At 60.2% G+C, this 15,021-nt stretch carries 17 protein-coding genes; 6 read left to right on the forward strand and 11 right to left on the reverse strand.

Features of this window, described 5'->3' with window-relative positions:
- Positions 1-47: 47 nt before the first annotated feature.
- Positions 48-218 carry a hypothetical protein gene (locus BM235_RS32215; RefSeq protein ID WP_158543790.1) on the forward strand — a complete coding sequence of 57 codons (171 nt, stop codon included), beginning with the start codon at positions 48-50 and terminating at the stop codon, positions 216-218.
- A gap of 23 nt (positions 219-241) precedes the next feature.
- Entirely contained in the window at positions 242-403 is a 162-nt protein-coding gene (locus BM235_RS32220; RefSeq protein WP_177244290.1) for a hypothetical protein, read from the forward strand.
- 99 nt (positions 404-502) lie between these two features.
- Here the strand turns inward: BM235_RS32220 and BM235_RS26210 are convergent, their stop codons facing one another.
- On the reverse strand, positions 503-793 hold the full coding sequence (locus BM235_RS26210) for a DUF6509 family protein (protein ID WP_090117204.1): 291 nt from the start codon (positions 791-793) through the stop codon (positions 503-505).
- 131 nt (positions 794-924) lie between these two features.
- Between BM235_RS26210 and BM235_RS26215 the strand changes: the two genes are divergently transcribed.
- Positions 925-1,149 carry a hypothetical protein gene (locus BM235_RS26215; RefSeq protein ID WP_090117205.1) on the forward strand — a complete coding sequence of 75 codons (225 nt, stop codon included), beginning with the start codon at positions 925-927 and terminating at the stop codon, positions 1,147-1,149.
- A 28-nt stretch (positions 1,150-1,177) separates the two neighbouring features.
- On the opposite strand, the gene BM235_RS26220 is transcribed toward BM235_RS26215, so the two are convergent.
- From BM235_RS26220 to greA, 4 genes are all read right to left on the reverse strand, one after another.
- On the reverse strand, positions 1,178-1,813 hold the full coding sequence (locus BM235_RS26220) for a hypothetical protein (protein WP_090117206.1): 636 nt from the start codon (positions 1,811-1,813) through the stop codon (positions 1,178-1,180).
- A gap of 268 nt (positions 1,814-2,081) precedes the next feature.
- Positions 2,082-2,636, reverse strand: a complete 555-nt coding sequence (locus tag BM235_RS26225) for a GNAT family N-acetyltransferase (protein WP_090117207.1) — start codon at positions 2,634-2,636, stop codon at positions 2,082-2,084.
- A 90-nt stretch (positions 2,637-2,726) separates the two neighbouring features.
- Positions 2,727-2,984, reverse strand: coding sequence for a hypothetical protein (locus tag BM235_RS26230; protein ID WP_090117208.1), 258 nt, complete (start codon positions 2,982-2,984; stop codon positions 2,727-2,729).
- Positions 2,985-3,117: 133 nt separating this feature from the next.
- A complete protein-coding gene (gene greA / locus BM235_RS26235) occupies positions 3,118-3,588 on the reverse strand; it encodes a transcription elongation factor GreA (protein WP_090117209.1) in 471 nt (156 codons plus the stop codon).
- 145 nt (positions 3,589-3,733) lie between these two features.
- Between greA and BM235_RS32225 the strand changes: the two genes are divergently transcribed.
- The 3 genes from BM235_RS32225 (at position 3,734) to BM235_RS26245 (ending at position 5,795) form a co-directional block, all read left to right on the forward strand.
- A complete protein-coding gene (locus BM235_RS32225) occupies positions 3,734-3,880 on the forward strand; it encodes a hypothetical protein (RefSeq protein WP_158543791.1) in 147 nt (48 codons plus the stop codon).
- Between the two features lie 138 nt (positions 3,881-4,018).
- Entirely contained in the window at positions 4,019-4,483 is a 465-nt protein-coding gene (locus BM235_RS26240) for a MarR family winged helix-turn-helix transcriptional regulator (protein ID WP_255374609.1), read from the forward strand.
- Between the two features lie 31 nt (positions 4,484-4,514).
- The gene (locus tag BM235_RS26245; protein ID WP_090117325.1) at positions 4,515-5,795 is read left to right on the forward strand and encodes an MFS transporter; all 1,281 of its coding nucleotides are present in this window, start codon (positions 4,515-4,517) and stop codon (positions 5,793-5,795) included.
- Positions 5,796-6,162: 367 nt separating this feature from the next.
- Here the strand turns inward: BM235_RS26245 and BM235_RS26250 are convergent, their stop codons facing one another.
- The 6 genes from BM235_RS26250 to BM235_RS26275 form a co-directional block, all read right to left on the reverse strand.
- Complete coding sequence (locus BM235_RS26250) at positions 6,163-7,191, reverse strand: glycoside hydrolase family 88/105 protein (protein WP_090117326.1); 1,029 nt, start codon at positions 7,189-7,191, stop codon at positions 6,163-6,165.
- A gap of 26 nt (positions 7,192-7,217) precedes the next feature.
- Positions 7,218-8,093, reverse strand: a complete 876-nt coding sequence (locus BM235_RS26255; RefSeq protein WP_177244293.1) for a carbohydrate ABC transporter permease — start codon at positions 8,091-8,093, stop codon at positions 7,218-7,220.
- Between the two features lie 22 nt (positions 8,094-8,115).
- A complete protein-coding gene (locus BM235_RS26260) occupies positions 8,116-9,018 on the reverse strand; it encodes a carbohydrate ABC transporter permease (protein ID WP_090117212.1) in 903 nt (300 codons plus the stop codon).
- 439 nt (positions 9,019-9,457) lie between these two features.
- A complete protein-coding gene (locus tag BM235_RS26265) occupies positions 9,458-10,804 on the reverse strand; it encodes an ABC transporter substrate-binding protein (RefSeq protein WP_090117213.1) in 1,347 nt (448 codons plus the stop codon).
- Positions 10,805-11,446: 642 nt separating this feature from the next.
- On the reverse strand, positions 11,447-12,991 hold the full coding sequence (locus BM235_RS26270) for a response regulator transcription factor (RefSeq protein WP_090117214.1): 1,545 nt from the start codon (positions 12,989-12,991) through the stop codon (positions 11,447-11,449).
- Positions 12,992-13,017: 26 nt separating this feature from the next.
- Entirely contained in the window at positions 13,018-14,784 is a 1,767-nt protein-coding gene (locus BM235_RS26275; protein ID WP_090117215.1) for a sensor histidine kinase, read from the reverse strand.
- Positions 14,785-15,021: the final 237 nt, after the last annotated feature.

Genomic DNA, 15,021 nt, shown 5'->3' on the forward strand with positions numbered 1-15,021 from the left:
TAATGGAGGATATCAAGCGGCGCATGAGCCGGAAGGAGGGTGCAGAGATGTCGATGCCCGAGCGATATCTGGGTCAATCGGAGTTGCTGGAGGAGGACTACGAGCGTCCGCGCGACGGCGAGCCAGTCGCCGTCTCGTTCATCGAGTATTCCGCTTACTTCGCCATTCTGCTTGGTTTGTTTTATTTCCTCACCCAATACGTGCTCCCGAGTTTTTAATATTAGACTAGGAGGGTTCGACCATGTCCATCGAACAGCGCAACGTCGAGTACGAGCAACACAACGTAGAGAGAAAGTACGATTCCAGCCTCGTCGCCTCGACCTTCATCAAGTATACTGCTTACGTCCTCATCATCTTCGGCGTTCTGTATTTCCTGGCCCGCTATATTATCCCGAAGTTTTGAGTCAAGACCCGCAGCATGGCGCAGTAAAAAAGCAGGCAAGGCCGAACGCCCCTTCGCCGTCAGGGACGCTTGGCCTTGCCTGCTTGCCGTGCGAACGGTCTATTCGTCTTCCGGCAGGTGCGCCGCGCAAAAGGCGGCCAACTCGGCGAGCTCTTCCGGCTCCGCATCCAGCGGCAGATAGCGGTTCGTCGTCTTTTCCGTCCAATCGCACGTCAAGATGCCCGAGGTCTCGCCCTCGTCCTTGTAGACGACGCGCGCGTAAACGCCGTGCTCCGAATAGAGCTCGTCCTCTTCGTCCACCTCGACCTCCAGCTTGAATTCGTATCGCCGTCCGCTCAGGATGCCGAAGGGATCCTTTACTTGCTCGACCGTATATGCCGTGATGTTCATTTCCCGTCCTCCCTCGAATTGGCCGTGTTAACAGTATACAATGCCGGGACGCGAATACAACCGGCCGCATTGGCGTCTATTCCTGGCGGGATCGGTCCATACTGACCTTAAAAGGGAGGCTGAGCGGCGTCATGGGAGATGCGAATGATCAGCGGCAGGAAAACGAGCGGTTTTTCGAGGAAGTCAAACGCAAATACTTGGCCGACATGAAGACGCGGTTCGGCTTTACGGACCTGCAAGCGACGCAGGCCGAGAGCCTGGCGAACTGGGCGTTCGACAGCGGCTTCGGGAGCGGCGTCAGCTATGCGCGCTACGAAGAGGCGTTGTCTTTGCTGCGGCCCGGACGAAGGGCCTGAACGCGGCAGGAGAGTCTGACGGAGACCGTCAGACTCTTTTATTGACCGGGGAGCGGCCGGCGGGAAATGCCCGTTCGCCCGGACCCGCTTGCACGCGCTTCGCCTCGTCCAGCAGGCGCGCGACCCTGGCCTTATCCCGCATGATCCGCTCGATGTCGAACAGGACGGGAATCAACGCGGAAGTCGGCCCCTGCATGACCGGCCCTCGCTGCTCGATGCCGAGCCCGAAGACGATCCGTAGCATGCGGTACAGCCTGCGCTCGATGAGCGCGACATAATAGCGGGGAGCGAATCGCTCCGCATGATCGTGGAAAATCTCGAGGAAAGTACCGAAGCGTCCCTGTCGTTGGTAGGCTTCCGCGATGCACAGCTTGTCGATCTCCCAGATCCGGTACGGAGATTCGCGGATCTCCGGCTCCGACGAGAAGGGATGCTTGTTCGGCCCTTCGACCGTGCTGCGAGGATTGCCAGGACGATACGGGACGAACTCGATCGTCCCGATCGTTCGCCGGCGAATAAACGGCGAACGCCCTCCGCGCAACAGTACGTATCGAATCCCTTCGATCGCGCAGGGGGCGTTGGCCCATCCGTATTTGCTGCAGAAATACGCCCAGGTCCGGCGGAACGACCGGTCCTGGCGTTTGCTCCCGACTAGTGCGTACATTGCGACTCCCCCCTATGTCAGGCATGGCCGAACGCGGAGCCTGGCCGTCCCCGTTCCGATCTGCGAAGCTTTTTTCTGTCGTTCCTAAAACGAGTCTGTACTTGGCTTATTGATACATTATGTATCATCATAAGCAAATTCAGATTAGCACCGCTCTATGAGACTGTCAATAGAAAATACCGATTCTAGCGAACCGGTACTGGGCGCTTCTTTTTATATTTGCCGGATCCTTTATGCGATGATGTCATGCCCGCTTTTCCCTGCAGGATTACGTCGAATGGACCAGATGCTCCCGGGTCACGCTGTAAATGCGATGATGCTCCCAAACGCCGTTAATCTTCAAATAGTACTCGGCCAGCCCCTCGTATTTAAACCCGTTTTTCTCAATTACGCGAATCGATGCCAGATTGCGCGGCATGACCGCCGCCTGTACCCGATGCAGTCCCGCCTCGCCGAACGCGAAGCTCACCGCCTGCCCCAGCGCCTCCGTCATGCGTCCGCGTCCGTTCTCGTCCTGGTCCATGTAGTAGCCCACCGTGCAGCTCTCCCATGCGCCGCGCACGACATTGCTCAGATTTACGCGTCCGACCAGCCGGTCCGCGTCCCGGAGGAAAATGCCGAAGCTATATCCGCTTCCGCGCTCCCAATGCAGCTCATCCTGGTCGAGCATGTCGCGAATGCCGGCCTCCGTGAACTCCCGCTCGGCGCGAACCGGCTCGAACGGCTCGAAGAACGCGCGGTTGCGCCGTCGCAGATCCAGCAGCGCCGCCGCGTCTCCCTTCTTCAGCCTGCGTATGTATACGCCCGCCATCGCTTTTCCCATCCTCTCCCGTTATCCTGTCCCGACGACTGAAAATAAAAGCTTCGCCTCTCCGAAGAAAGGCGAAGCCGTTCGGGCATTCCGCCCGCCGCATTAATCCAAAGTCGCTTCGTCGGAGCCCAGCTCCCCGGTCGGCCACGTCTCTTGAAGGCCGTGCACGACGATATCCAGGCCGTCCGGGCCATGATCCCGCGCGGACATCCGGATGCCGTCCGGCAGCGACTCGCCGGTCAGCAGCCTGCAGGCCATCTCCGGATCGTTCAGCGCGAGCAGCTTGAAAGCCTCGTCCTCCGCCGCGCGCTCCTTGATTTTGTTCACGTAGGCGTATGCTTGCTCCAATGACCAGCTCATCGCCGTCACTCCTCGCTATCGGATTTCCGGTACTGCTCATTATTTATCCAGAAATCCGCCTCGCATACCACCTGCCGTACCGAAGCGTCCGCGAAAAGCACGAAAACCGGCGGCATTCGCGCCGGCAGCGCCCTTAAACCTTGATCTCCAGCAGCTCGTACTGGATCATGCCTACGGGCGCCTCGACGCTGACCGCGTCGCCTACGGACTTGCCCATCAGCGCCTTGCCGAGCGGGCTCTCGTAAGAGATCTTGGAGGCTAGGACATCGGCTTCCGCGGGCCCAACGATCCGGTATTCGATAATCTCGTCGAACTCCTTGTCCTTGAGCACGACGGTCGAGCCGATGGATACAGAATCCGCCCCCGCGCTCTTGACGACGCGCGCCTTCTTCAGCATGCGGTCGATCGTCAGGATCCGCGTCTCCATGAAGGCTTGCTCTTCCTTGGCGGAGTGGTACTCGCTGTTTTCTTTCAAGTCGCCGTAGCTGATCGCCGTCTTGATCCGGGACGCCAGCTCCCTGCGCTTCACCGTCTTCAGTTCCTCCAGCTCCTGCTCCAGCTGCGCTAATCCTTCCGCGGTCAAGATGACTTCATCGGATACCATCGGTCTGCCCCCATTAATCGTAAATTTTATTTGCTTAGCGTTGCCCTGATCGTCAAAAGCGGTCGGTTTTGTATGCGCGGTTACAGAAATGACCGGCCCGCATCGCCGATAATGGAAAGCGAAACCGTTCAAAGGAGAACCCTCTATGTACCGAACCCTCAAAAAAATGCTGCTCATCGGCCTCTTCGGCGCACTCGCGCTCGCCGGCACGTGGCACCTCGTCAACGAATCCTTCTGGGACAGCCCTGCCGTACGGCAGGTGTCTTCCTCCACGCTCAAAGGGAACCCCTAAGTCGTTCGAACAACTCATTATAGCATAGCCTAATCTTTGTTTCCGCCGCTCAAGCGGACGCCGTCGCATCCGACCGTTGACAAACGGACCGATGTGATTTATTTTTGTTGTACATACAAATGAATGGTGGGATACACGATGACGAACGCTTTGCCCGACGAAGGCTTTTTGCAGAGCTGCCTTTTCTTCACGGCGAACCGGCTCGGCCGCGCCATCACGCGGATCGCCGAGGAGGAGTTCGCGCCGACCGGCTTGACGCCCATGTACGGCTACGCCATCCGGATCGTCAACGGCAGGCCGGGCGTCACGCAGAAGGAGCTGGCGGAAAAGCTGAGCATCGCGCCGTCCACCCTGACGCGGTTCATCGACAAGCTCGAGACCAAGCAGCTCGTCCGCCGCAGCGTGCAGGGCAAGACGGTGCTGCTCTATCCGACGCCCAAAGGCGAGGCGCTGGAAGGCGAGATCCGGCTGGCTTCGAAGCGATTGAAGGCCAGATACAAGGAAATTCTGGGCGATGCGGCCGCCGATGCGCTGTCCGACGGCATCTTGACGGCCGGCACCCGGCTGGAGAAGGGGGTTGCCGCCGATGAACGCGACGCCTGACAAGAAGGATGCGGCTGTAGCGGAAGAAGGTATGGCGAGCGGCGCAGCATCCGCGCGTCTCCGGAGATTCCACTACGGCTGGATCGTGCTCGCCCTCACCTTCGCCACGTTGATCGTGTCCGCCGGCGTGCGCTCGATGCCCAGTATCTTCATGCTGCCTTTCGAGCAAGAGTACGGCTGGAGCCGCAGCGGCATCTCGAGCGTCATCTCCGTCGGCATCCTGCTGTACGGCCTGATGGGCCCGTTCTCCGCGGCGCTGCTCCTGCGCTTCGGCATCCGCCGCATGACCGCGCTCTCGCTGGCCGTGCTCGCAGCCGGCCTGCTGGCCACGCCGTACATGACGGCGCTGTGGCAGTTCGAGCTGCTGTGGGGCGTCGTGTCGGGACTCGCCACCGGCATGATGGCCAACGTGCTCGGCGTCACGGTCGCAGGCCAATGGTTCGCGGAGCGCCGCGGCCTCGTCGTCGGCATCCTGACGGCCAGCGCGGCGACCGGCCAGCTGCTGTTCCTGCCGCTGCTCGCCCGCATCACGGAGGAAGCCGGCTGGCGGAATGCCGTCTATGCCGCCGTCGGCGCGACGCTCGTCGTGCTCGCCGCCGTCGCGGTCTGGATGCGCAATCACCCCTACGACGTAGGCGCCGCGCCGTACGGCGAGACGCGGATCGCGAAGCCCGCGCCGTTTCGCGGCAACCTGTTCCTCGCGCCGCTCGCGGCGCTGCGGGAAGGCGCGCGCACGAAGACGTTCTGGCTGCTCAGCGGCACGTTTTTCTTTTGCGGCTTCTCGACGAACGGCCTGATCGGCGCCCATCTGATCCCCGCCTGCGGCGACTTCGGCATCCCCGAAGTGACGGCGGCGAGCATGCTCGCCCTGATGGGCCTGTTCGACCTCGTCGGCACGACGCTCTCCGGCTGGCTCTCCGACCGCTTCGACAGCCGCAAGCTGTTGTTCTGGTATTACGGCCTGCGCGGCTTGTCCTTGCTCTTCCTGCCCTACGCCCTGGGCGCGGGTCAGCCGCAGCTCACGCTGTTCACCGTGTTCTACGGGCTCGACTGGATCGCGACGGTCCCGCCGACCGTCAAGCTCTCGCAGGACGCCTTCGGCAAGGAGCGGGCAGGCATGATCTTCGGGTGGGTCGTCGTCACCCACCAGCTCGGCGCCTCCGTCGCCGCCTATGCGGCCGGCACCGTCCGTGAGTGGCTCGGCAGCTACCAGGTGCCGTTTTTCGCGGCGGGCTTCGTCTGCCTGATCGCGGCGCTGATGGCGCTTCGCATCGCGAAGCAGCGCGCGGCGGTGCGCGGGGCGGCGGCCTGACGAAGACCTGATACATGCAAAAAGGCCTTTGCGGTTCGCACGCCGGATTTTCCGGAAACTGCGAGCCGCAAAGGCCTTTTCCACTACGCCGTGACGCGCGTGGAATACCTGCAGATATGCATCCATTTATCGGGCTGCGCCCGTGGCTGTACCAATACCTGCATATGTGCAGGTATTCCTGAGGCGAGCCGGCTTTTGAAGACAATCCTGTTCAAAAAGCTGCATATTTGCATCTATATCGGGTAATTCGCCGTATCGCTCGGAATTTACCTGCAGATATGCAGCTATTCGCGCGATCCGGGCTTGACGCTAATCCTTCCGGATGCGTCTCCGAGCGCCCTGCCACCCCGATGCGTCTCCGAGCTCCTTACCACTCCTGCCGCGCCAGCAGCGACGACAGAAACACGAGCGCGAGCCCCTGGCCCCAGCCCTGGATGCGCTTCTCCGACGTGTCCTTGTAGCCCTGGACGTCGCGCATGACGGCGGTGCCGGCCGACACGCCCGAGACCATGCCGTCCTCGGTGATGCGGTCCAGGATGCCGCGCACCGAACGGTTCGCGTACTTGTTGTACAAGCGTCCGCGCGACAGCAGCGCCGCGGCGATGCCGGCCGAGCCCGACGTCTCGAAGTACGACGACGGATCGTCCAGCACGGTGTGCCACAGTCCCGTCTCCTCGTCCTGCAGCCGCACGAGCGCGCTCAGCTGGTCGCGCAGCGAGCCCTCGATGATCATGAACGACGCATGGTGCACGTCGACGAGCTCGAGCGCGCGCGCCATCGTCAGCGCCGCCCACGCATTTCCCCGCGCCCAGAAGACGCCGGACATATGATTGCCGCCGATGTTGTCCCAGCCGTGGTAGTACAGGTTCGTCTTCGGATCCTGCAGGCAGTTCTCGTGGCCGTGGTACTGGCGAATGCCGTCCATGATGTAGTCCTGCCGCCCGAGCAGATGGCCGACCCGCAGCAGGAAGTAGCCCGCCATGAACATTGTGTCCACCCATGCCTGCTCCGGAAAGTCGTAGGTGTGCGAGTTGACGGTATGCTGGAAGATGCCGTCCCCGAAGCGCACCGCTTCGTGCGTCAGGAACTCCGCCATCTCCGTCGCCTTGTCCAGGTATAGCTGCTCGCCCGTCGCCTTGTGCAGCGTCAGCAGCGAGTGCCCCACCGAGACCGCGTTGACCGTCAGCTTCGGAATGCCGTCCTCCAGCTGTTCGTCGACCCACGCCTTTAACTTTTCCAGATACGCCTTGTTCCCTGTCGCCTCGTAAGCTTCGCATACGCCATAGAAGGCGACGCCCGCCGGCCAGTCCCAGTTGAAGTCCATGCGGAACGTGCGGTCGACCACGCTACCGATGGCCGCGCGTACTTCCGCCTCGTCGAATTGCAATGCTGGCATGTCTACGTCCCCCTTTGCGCCGATCATTATTTGAGACCGCTGGTGCTGATGCCTTCCACGATATAGCGTTGGAAGACGAAGAAGATGACGAAGATCGGGACGAGCGACAGCGTGGCCATCGCGAACATGCCGCCCCAGTTGTTGACCGAATCGCCGTCGAGGAACATCTTGAGCGCCAGCGACACCGGATACAGCTTCGGATTATTTAGGTACAGCAGCGGGTTGATGAAGTCGTCCCATCTCCAGTAGAAGGAGAAAATCGCGGCGGTGACGATCGATGGCACGATGAGCGGCAGGACGATGCGGAAAAAGATGCCGTATTTGCTGCAGCCGTCCATCTTGGCCGCCTCGTCGAGACCGTGCGGGATGGTGCGGATGAACTGCATGATCAGAAAGACGAAGAACGGTACGGCGAAAAACTGCGGCACGATAACCGGCTTGAACGACGACAGCCAGCCGATCTTGGAGAACATGACGTACTGCGGAATCATCGTGACGTCGTGCGGGAGCATCATCGTCATCATCATGCAGGCGAACCAGAAGCCTTTGCCCGCGAACGGGATGCGCGCGAAGCCATAGGCGACGACCGCCGAGGACGCGACCGCGCCGATCGTCGAGATGACCACGATGATAAGCGAGTTTTTAAAGAACGTCGTGAACGTATTGCCCGCGAAGCCGGCCCAGCCGCTGCTGTAGTTTTCCCATGCGATCCGGCTCGGGATCAGGTTGTACGCCTGCGAGAAAATCTCGCCGTTAGGCTTCAGGGAACTGGAGATCATCCACAGAATCGGGTAGATCATGACGAGCGCCAGGAGACCGACGACGAGGTGGAACAGAATCGGTTTCCATCTCTTTCTCGGATTCGCCTTCAGCCTCGTTTGCGCGGGACTGGTCGTCAGCATCGCTTTTGCCGGGATCGCCATCTTAGCTCTCTCCCTTCGACTCGTAGTGGACCCAGTACTTGGACGTCTGGAACAGGATCAGCGCGATGACGCCGACCGTCAGCAGCATGACCCAGGCCATAGCGGAGGCGTAACCCATTTGGGTAAATTGGAAAGCGCGTTTGTAAAGGTACAGCGAGTAGAGCAAGGTACTGTCGAGCGGGCCGCCTTCGCCGCGGGAGATGACGTAGGCCGGCGTGAAGGTCATGAACGCGGAGATCGTCTGCATGATCAGGTTGAACAGGATGATCGGGCTCAGCATCGGCAGCGTGATCTTGAAGAAGCGGCGCACGGCGCCGGCGCCGTCCACGTTCGCCGCCTCGTGCAGCGAAGCCGGGATGCTCTTGAGGCCGGCCAAGAAGATGAGCATCGAGGAGCCGAACTGCCAGACCGACAGAGCGATCAGCGTCCAGATCGCGGTGCCCGGCGAGCCGATCCAGGAGGTGGTCACGTTGGCGCCGAACAGGTTCAGGAACGAGTTGAGCAGCCCTTTGTCGCCGAACACTTGCGTCCACATGATCGATACGGCGACGCTGCCGCCGATCAGCGAGGGCAAATAATAAGCGGAGCGGTACAGGCCGATGCCGCCGATCGCCTTGTTCAGCAGCATCGCCACCGCCAGCGCGAACGCCAGCCGCAGCGGCACGCTCGCGACTACGTACGTGAACGTGACACGCACCGATTTCCAGTATTGGTCGTCGCCGGTGAACATCGTCTTATAGTTGTCGAACCCGACCCAGTTCGGCGCCTCGAACAGGTTGTAGTCGGTGAACGAATAATACAGCGATGCGAGCATCGGGAACATCGTGAAGATCAGGAAGCCGATTATAAACGGGGCGGTGAACAAATATCCGACCAAATGGTTGTTTTCCCGGAACTTTGTCATCTCGATCACTCCAATCTAGGTCGCGTACGCGAATGTAAGCGTATACCTCATACTCTAATTATAAATTTCGGGGCCAAAACCAGAAGGCAAAAAACCGTTCTCTTTGTTCAAAAAACAGGCCTTCGGCAGGGGGAGACCTGTTTTTTGGAAGCTGCATGGGACGTGAAAGCAGACGAGCATGCGAGGTAGGGGTATCCGAATCCGCAACCGTTGATCTACATGCATACTTGAAGGACTGAAGGTCGGTTAGTTCGCAAACTGTTGATCTACGTTCACACTTCGGTTGCCGGAGGTCGGTTAGTCCGCAAACTGTTGATCTACGTTCACACTTGGGCGATCGGGCTTCTGAACGCATTCGCGCCGCAAAAAAAGCCGCCCCCGCACGATTGCTCGCGGCGGGACCGGCTCCGTACCCGTCCGATGACCGGACGGCTTGACGTTATTTATTTTTCGCCAGGATGGCATTGGCCTTCTCGCGGAATTCCGCGGCGCCCTTTTCGACCGTAATTTGCTTATACAAAATCTTCTCGACCTCGGCCTTGAGGAGCGCGTCGACTTCGACGGCGCCGACCGGGTTCGGCGGGTTCATCTCGCTGCTGTTCTTCTCCGCCCAAGCGACGTAGTCGAATACTTTGGTCTGCTCCGGCGTCAGGTTCGGACGGATCGCTTCCTGCACCTTGGACGACACCGGCACGCCGCGCTCGCCGAGGATGACCTTGTTCGCTTCGACGTCGTTGATGAAATAGTTGATGAAGTCGATGGCCGCGTCCTTCACCTTGGACGAGTTGGCTACCGTGAAGTACATGCTAGGCTTCAGGAAGAGCGCCTTGTTCGTATCCCAGCCCGGGACCGGCAGCAGATCGAGATCGCGCTTCGCGGCGGCGGAGATGCCGATGAACTGGTTGGACCACTGGTTCGACGACAGCGCCGTGCCGAGCGCCACGAGATCTTCTTCGGGCGTTCCCTTGCTTTGCGACAGCTTGTCGAGCGACAGCGTGTAGCCTTTGTCGTACCATTCCTGATACTTGTTGTAGTAGTCGATGAAGTATTTGTCGTCGTCGTAGCCGAGCTTCGTGCCGTCCTTCGCGTAGAGCAGCTGGCCCTGGCCGCGCAGGTAGAACGGGAAGAAGACGTCGTGGCGCAGATCCGAGAACAGCAGCTTGCCTTGTGCCTTGGCCTTGTCGCCAAGCGCGGCGAACTCATCCCACGTCCAGCCCTTGTCGGCCGCCGGCTCTTCGATGCCGAGCGACTTCAGCATTGCCGGGTCGACCATCATCGTGAGCGCGTTGGAGCCCGCGTTCATCGCGTACAGCTTGCCGTCGATCTTGCCGCCGGCGAGCGTCGTCTCGGCTACCGAGCTCACGTCGAGCTTGCCGCTCTCGGTGTACGGCGTCAGATCGGCCAGCTGGTTGCGGCCCGCGTACTGGTTAAGGTAGGAGATATCCATCTGGATGACGTCGGGCAGCTGGTTGGCGGCCGCTTGCGGGGCGAGCTTCTTCCAGTAATCGTCGAACGCCGCGTACTCCGGCTCGATCGTCACGTTCGGGTGCAGCTTTTCGTACATGTCGATGACCTTGAGCGTGTAGTCGTGGCGCGATTGTCCGCCCCACCAGGCTACGCGCACCGTGACCGGCTTGTCGTCGCTCTTCGCCGTCGCGCTCGCGCTGCTTCCTGCGCTGCCGGATGCGGCTGCGTTGCCCGCGTTGTTATCGTTGTTCCCGGAGCCGCAGGCGGCAAGGCCGATCATCAAGCTCGCGGCCACCAGCGTCGTCGTCAATTTTTTCATATTTCGTTCCTCCCCCAGGATCGATGGATTCCGTAATTGATAGTGCTTACATTTACTATTATTGCGTTTATGCGGGAGGATTTTAACTCAAAAAACAGAGGTGTTTGTATAAAAAACAGAGTTTCGGAAAGCGCTTTAACGGTGTGAATCTAGCAGGCTGGCGAAGCTGTATTTCACGCACAGTCCCTCCCGGCACGGGTGAGGGAAGCCTATCCTGCAATTGTGCACGATGAAGCGGCGGCGGAGCGATCGCGCGAAGCTATCCTGCAAATCTGCATCATCCAACTCCGAATTTCGCGAAATCGGGCGATTTGGGACTCCTATGATGCACAATTGCACGATAGCAGGGCAATTCCAGAATTAAAGCGAACCTATCGTGTACTTTTGCGCGATAGCAGTCCGTGTTCGGCTCGCGGCAAGCATGATGGGGCCCGAGAAAGACATCATCTGGCTCGTTTAGGTCGTGGTCGGATCGAGCAAGTCATGATTAGGCTCGTTTAGATCGTGGTCGGATCGAGCAAGCCATGATTAGACTCGTTCAGGCCGTGGCGGCTCGGGCAAGCTATGATCGGCTCATTGCATGGCATGACTCGGGAAGCCGGTCCGGACATGGCCAATACGCACAGCCACACCGCCGACTCCTCAACCAAGGCTCTTGATATATTCCGATGGCGTGCAGCCCGCGTATTTTTTGAAAATCTGGCTGAAATACTGCGGATTGTCGCCGAAGCCCAGCCGCTCGGCCAGCTCGAAGATTTTTACGTCGGGCTCGGCCGCGATGTCGGCCATCGCCTGCTTGATGCGCGACTGGGTGACGAAAGCGGAAAATTTCTCTCCCGTTTCCTTTTTGAAAAGCTTGCCCAGATAGTCCGCGTTCATGTACAGCATCTCCTGCGCCACCCAGTTCAGCGACAGCTCCGCATTGCCAAGCTGCGCCTCGACGATCGCGATCACCTTGCGCACGATGGCGCTGTGCTTGTTCACGTTCTGCTCGTAGTTCCACCGCGCGATCTCCTTTGCCGCCTCTTCCAGGAAAGCCTGGATCGCATGAAGCGTCGTCAGATCGACCAATGCGGGGATCTTCTGATAATAGTCGCCCATTCGGCCCGGCTCGCACAGCCGGATCAGCGCGACGAACTGCTGAAGCACGTATGACTTGGCGACGCCGATATCGAGCTGGGCTTCCTTCAAGCCGCCGATGAATTCGGCCAACGCGGCCTCCGCCTCCTCGAGATGGCCCGAGCGCACGGCCATGCACAGCCGCTCCTCGTCGAACGCGAACGAGTCGTCCCGGCTCGGCAGGAGCGTATCCTTGCGGGTGATCAGGCTGCCTTCCTCGACGTAGAAGCCGTAGTTCAGGCAGGACAACGTCTCCCTATACAGACCGCGGGCGTTGGTGATGTGGTCCGGCTCGCTCAGCGCGACCGTCGCCTTCAGCTTGTAGTAGTCTTGGAAAATGTCGCGGATGCGGCCCAGCCTGCGCTGCAGGTCGTCGCCGTCGCCCGCTTCCCGAATGACCAGCAGCACGTGGTCGCCGATGGTCGTGCTGAGCAGCGGTTGCGCGAGCACGTCGCCCGCGATGTTCCGGATCGCGAACAGATGCTCGAACTCGAACGGCGCTTGCAGCTGGAACAGGATGAGCCTCACCCGGTAATCGTAGTCGAGCTTGAACAGCTGCCTGTACCGCTCCCAATCCCGGATGCCGAACGTCTTGTTCGTCACGAATTCCTTCAGGAATTGCTCTTTGACGTGCGGCATGACGGCGTCCATCTCAGTCTTCATCTGCTGCAAAAACGCTTCGCGCCGCTCCTCCTGTCCGAGCTCCGCGATGAGCTCGGACAATGCGCCCGTTATCTTATGCTCGTTGGTCGGCTTGAGCAGGTAATGCTTGACCCCGTACTGCATCGCGCGGCTCGCGTATTCGAATTCGCCGAAGCCCGACAGCACGATAAACCGGATGTGCGGATAGGCTTCGCTCGCTTTTTCCACCAGCTGCAGGCCGTCCATGACCGGCATCTTGACGTCCGTAATGACGATATCCGGCGCCAGCTCCGCGATGCGCTCGAACGCCTCCGCGCCGTTGCGCGCCGTGCCGGCGAGCGCGGTGCCCGCCGACGCCCAGTCGACGATACGGGAGATGCCGTCCAAAATAAGCCGCTCGTCGTCTACCAGAAGCACCTTGTACATGGTCAGTCCTCCTTCGTTCGGTTCGCTCAGGTTCGAGCATCTTCGGCGGGCAACGCCAGCGTAACGCGGGTGGCTTGCCCCGGCTCGCTCTCCACGCGAACGCCATAGGCTTCGCCGAACGCGATTTTGATGCGCTCGTCGATGTTGAGCAGGCCGATGCCTCTGCCTTGACCGCGGGCTTCCCCGCTGCGCAGCCGCTCCAGCATGCGGGGGTCCATCCCCGGTCCGGAATCCTCCACGGTCAGCAGGAGCAGTCCTTCCGCGGAAGATTCCCTGGCGCGGATGACGATCCGGCAGGGCGACATCGAAGGCTCTACCGCGTAGTTGACGGCGTTCTCGAGGAGCGGCTGAAGCGTCAGCTTCGGGATCGTGCGGCCGAGGAGCGCCTCGGGAATGTCCGTCTCGAATTCCAGGCGTTCCTCGAACCGGTACTTCTGGATCGTCACGTAGCTTTCCACCAGCCCCAGCTCCTCACGCAATGGGATGAGCGGGTCGCCGAGCGAGATCGAGTTTCTCAGCAGAAAGCCGAGCGCCTCGACCATTTGCGAGATTTGCGGTTGACGGTTGATCTTGGCCATCCAGTTGATCGATTCGAGCGTATTGTACAGAAAATGCGGGTTGATCTGCGCCTGAAGCGCCTTGAATTCGGTCTCCTTCACCAGCAGCCGGCTCTTGAAGTTTTCGGTGATCAGCGTGTTGATGCGCTCGATCATGATCCGGAACGAACGGTGCAGCAGGCCGACCTCGTCGCGCGGCACGCTGGCCGTGTCGATCGACAGCAGGTTCGCCTCCTCGAAGTTGCCCCGCTCGGCGAGCCGCATGCGGGCGATCAAATCGTCGATCGGGCGCGTCAAACTGCGCGAGAATCGGAAGCCCCACGCGATCACGACGATGAGGAGGCCGACGAACACGAACACGACGAGCTCCTTGATGAAGATAATGCGCTCGAAGATTTGGTTGAACGGCGTCAGGTTGAAGTACATCCAGCCTGAATTGCCCGACTCGATATGGGACACGAAGTACCGCTCGCCGCCGAAGCTGCCGACGAAATACCCGCTGCCGTTGCGGCTCTCCTCCTCGTCCAGTCCGACGTCGGCAAACGCGGGATGAACGGGGTATACGATATCCGAGCCGGACCGGATGAGCAACTCGCCCTCGGCGGGCGCATTCTCGCGCACGATCCGCTCGATATTGATGCGGATGACGAGCATGCCGAGCCGCTTGAGGCTGAAGTCGGTGCCCTCGTACGCACGCACCTTCCTCGCCGTGACCAGCGCGCTGTCGCTCTCGTCCGGATAACGCAGTACCTGCTCGCCCTCCGCCTCATCGGACCGGCTTAACAGATCCGCGATTTTCGCGTCGTTGAGCGCCTTGACGTTGCCCGCGGCATTCTCGTGCCCGAGCGCGTCGTACAGCTGGATCGAGAGCAGGTACGGCTCCGTGCCGGTATAGTTGAGCAGCCGGTCGACGAGATCGCGCCGAAGCAGCAGCCGGTCGTAATCGCTGGTGTCCGGATTCGCGATCTTTTTCAGCAGCGACTGGATCTGCCCGTCCGCCGTCACGTTGTAGGAGATCTGCCGGATGCGCTTCAGCTCCGCCTCGATCGCGGAGGAGGACAGATTCAGCACCTGCGACGATTTGCTGTAGATCTGGCTGTCGTAAATGGAAAACGCGTACTGCTGCACGAGCAGCGTCGCGGAAAAGGAAAGCGCCACGATGAGCGCGATCAGCAAAGACAGCTTGTTGCGTATCCGCATGTTGCGGTAAAAATCGAATCCGAACCGTTTGCGCATGGGATAAACTCCTTCGCGGGAAGACCGGCTCGGAAGCGCCGGCAAGCGATCGGACAAGCCCCGCGCTGCGCGGCGGCCAGTCCGGCCGTTAGCCTCATTTTACTACATAACGCGGCATCTCCGCCCCGCTGCGAATCCGGGGGAAATGTTCAAAATTCAGAGGAATCCGCCGGCGAGGGCGGCATGTGCGAGGATAGGCGCCAATTGCGCGAGTCAGGCTGAATTTGTTTCTATGTA

Source organism: Cohnella sp. OV330 (assembly GCF_900112065.1).
Lineage (GTDB): Bacteria > Bacillota > Bacilli > Paenibacillales > Paenibacillaceae > Cohnella.

Coding starts and splice junctions, on each gene's coding strand:
- BM235_RS32215 (WP_158543790.1), top strand. CDS start 48: ATGTCGATGCCCGAGCGATATCTGGGTCAATCGGAGTTGCTGGAGGAG.
- BM235_RS26265 (WP_090117213.1), bottom strand. CDS start 10,804: ATGAAAAAATTGACGACGACGCTGGTGGCCGCGAGCTTGATGATCGGC.
- BM235_RS26250 (WP_090117326.1), bottom strand. CDS start 7,191: ATGCCAGCATTGCAATTCGACGAGGCGGAAGTACGCGCGGCCATCGGT.
- BM235_RS26225 (WP_090117207.1), bottom strand. CDS start 2,636: ATGGGAAAAGCGATGGCGGGCGTATACATACGCAGGCTGAAGAAGGGA.
- BM235_RS26270 (WP_090117214.1), bottom strand. CDS start 12,991: ATGTACAAGGTGCTTCTGGTAGACGACGAGCGGCTTATTTTGGACGGC.
- BM235_RS26215 (WP_090117205.1), top strand. CDS start 925: ATGGGAGATGCGAATGATCAGCGGCAGGAAAACGAGCGGTTTTTCGAG.
- BM235_RS32220 (WP_177244290.1), top strand. CDS start 242: ATGTCCATCGAACAGCGCAACGTCGAGTACGAGCAACACAACGTAGAG.
- BM235_RS26275 (WP_090117215.1), bottom strand. CDS start 14,784: ATGCGCAAACGGTTCGGATTCGATTTTTACCGCAACATGCGGATACGC.
- BM235_RS26210 (WP_090117204.1), bottom strand. CDS start 793: ATGAACATCACGGCATATACGGTCGAGCAAGTAAAGGATCCCTTCGGC.
- BM235_RS26255 (WP_177244293.1), bottom strand. CDS start 8,093: ATGCTGACGACCAGTCCCGCGCAAACGAGGCTGAAGGCGAATCCGAGA.
- BM235_RS26220 (WP_090117206.1), bottom strand. CDS start 1,813: ATGTACGCACTAGTCGGGAGCAAACGCCAGGACCGGTCGTTCCGCCGG.
- BM235_RS26245 (WP_090117325.1), top strand. CDS start 4,515: ATGGCGAGCGGCGCAGCATCCGCGCGTCTCCGGAGATTCCACTACGGC.
- greA (WP_090117209.1), bottom strand. CDS start 3,588: ATGGTATCCGATGAAGTCATCTTGACCGCGGAAGGATTAGCGCAGCTG.
- BM235_RS32225 (WP_158543791.1), top strand. CDS start 3,734: ATGTACCGAACCCTCAAAAAAATGCTGCTCATCGGCCTCTTCGGCGCA.
- BM235_RS26260 (WP_090117212.1), bottom strand. CDS start 9,018: ATGACAAAGTTCCGGGAAAACAACCATTTGGTCGGATATTTGTTCACC.
- BM235_RS26240 (WP_255374609.1), top strand. CDS start 4,019: ATGACGAACGCTTTGCCCGACGAAGGCTTTTTGCAGAGCTGCCTTTTC.
- BM235_RS26230 (WP_090117208.1), bottom strand. CDS start 2,984: ATGAGCTGGTCATTGGAGCAAGCATACGCCTACGTGAACAAAATCAAG.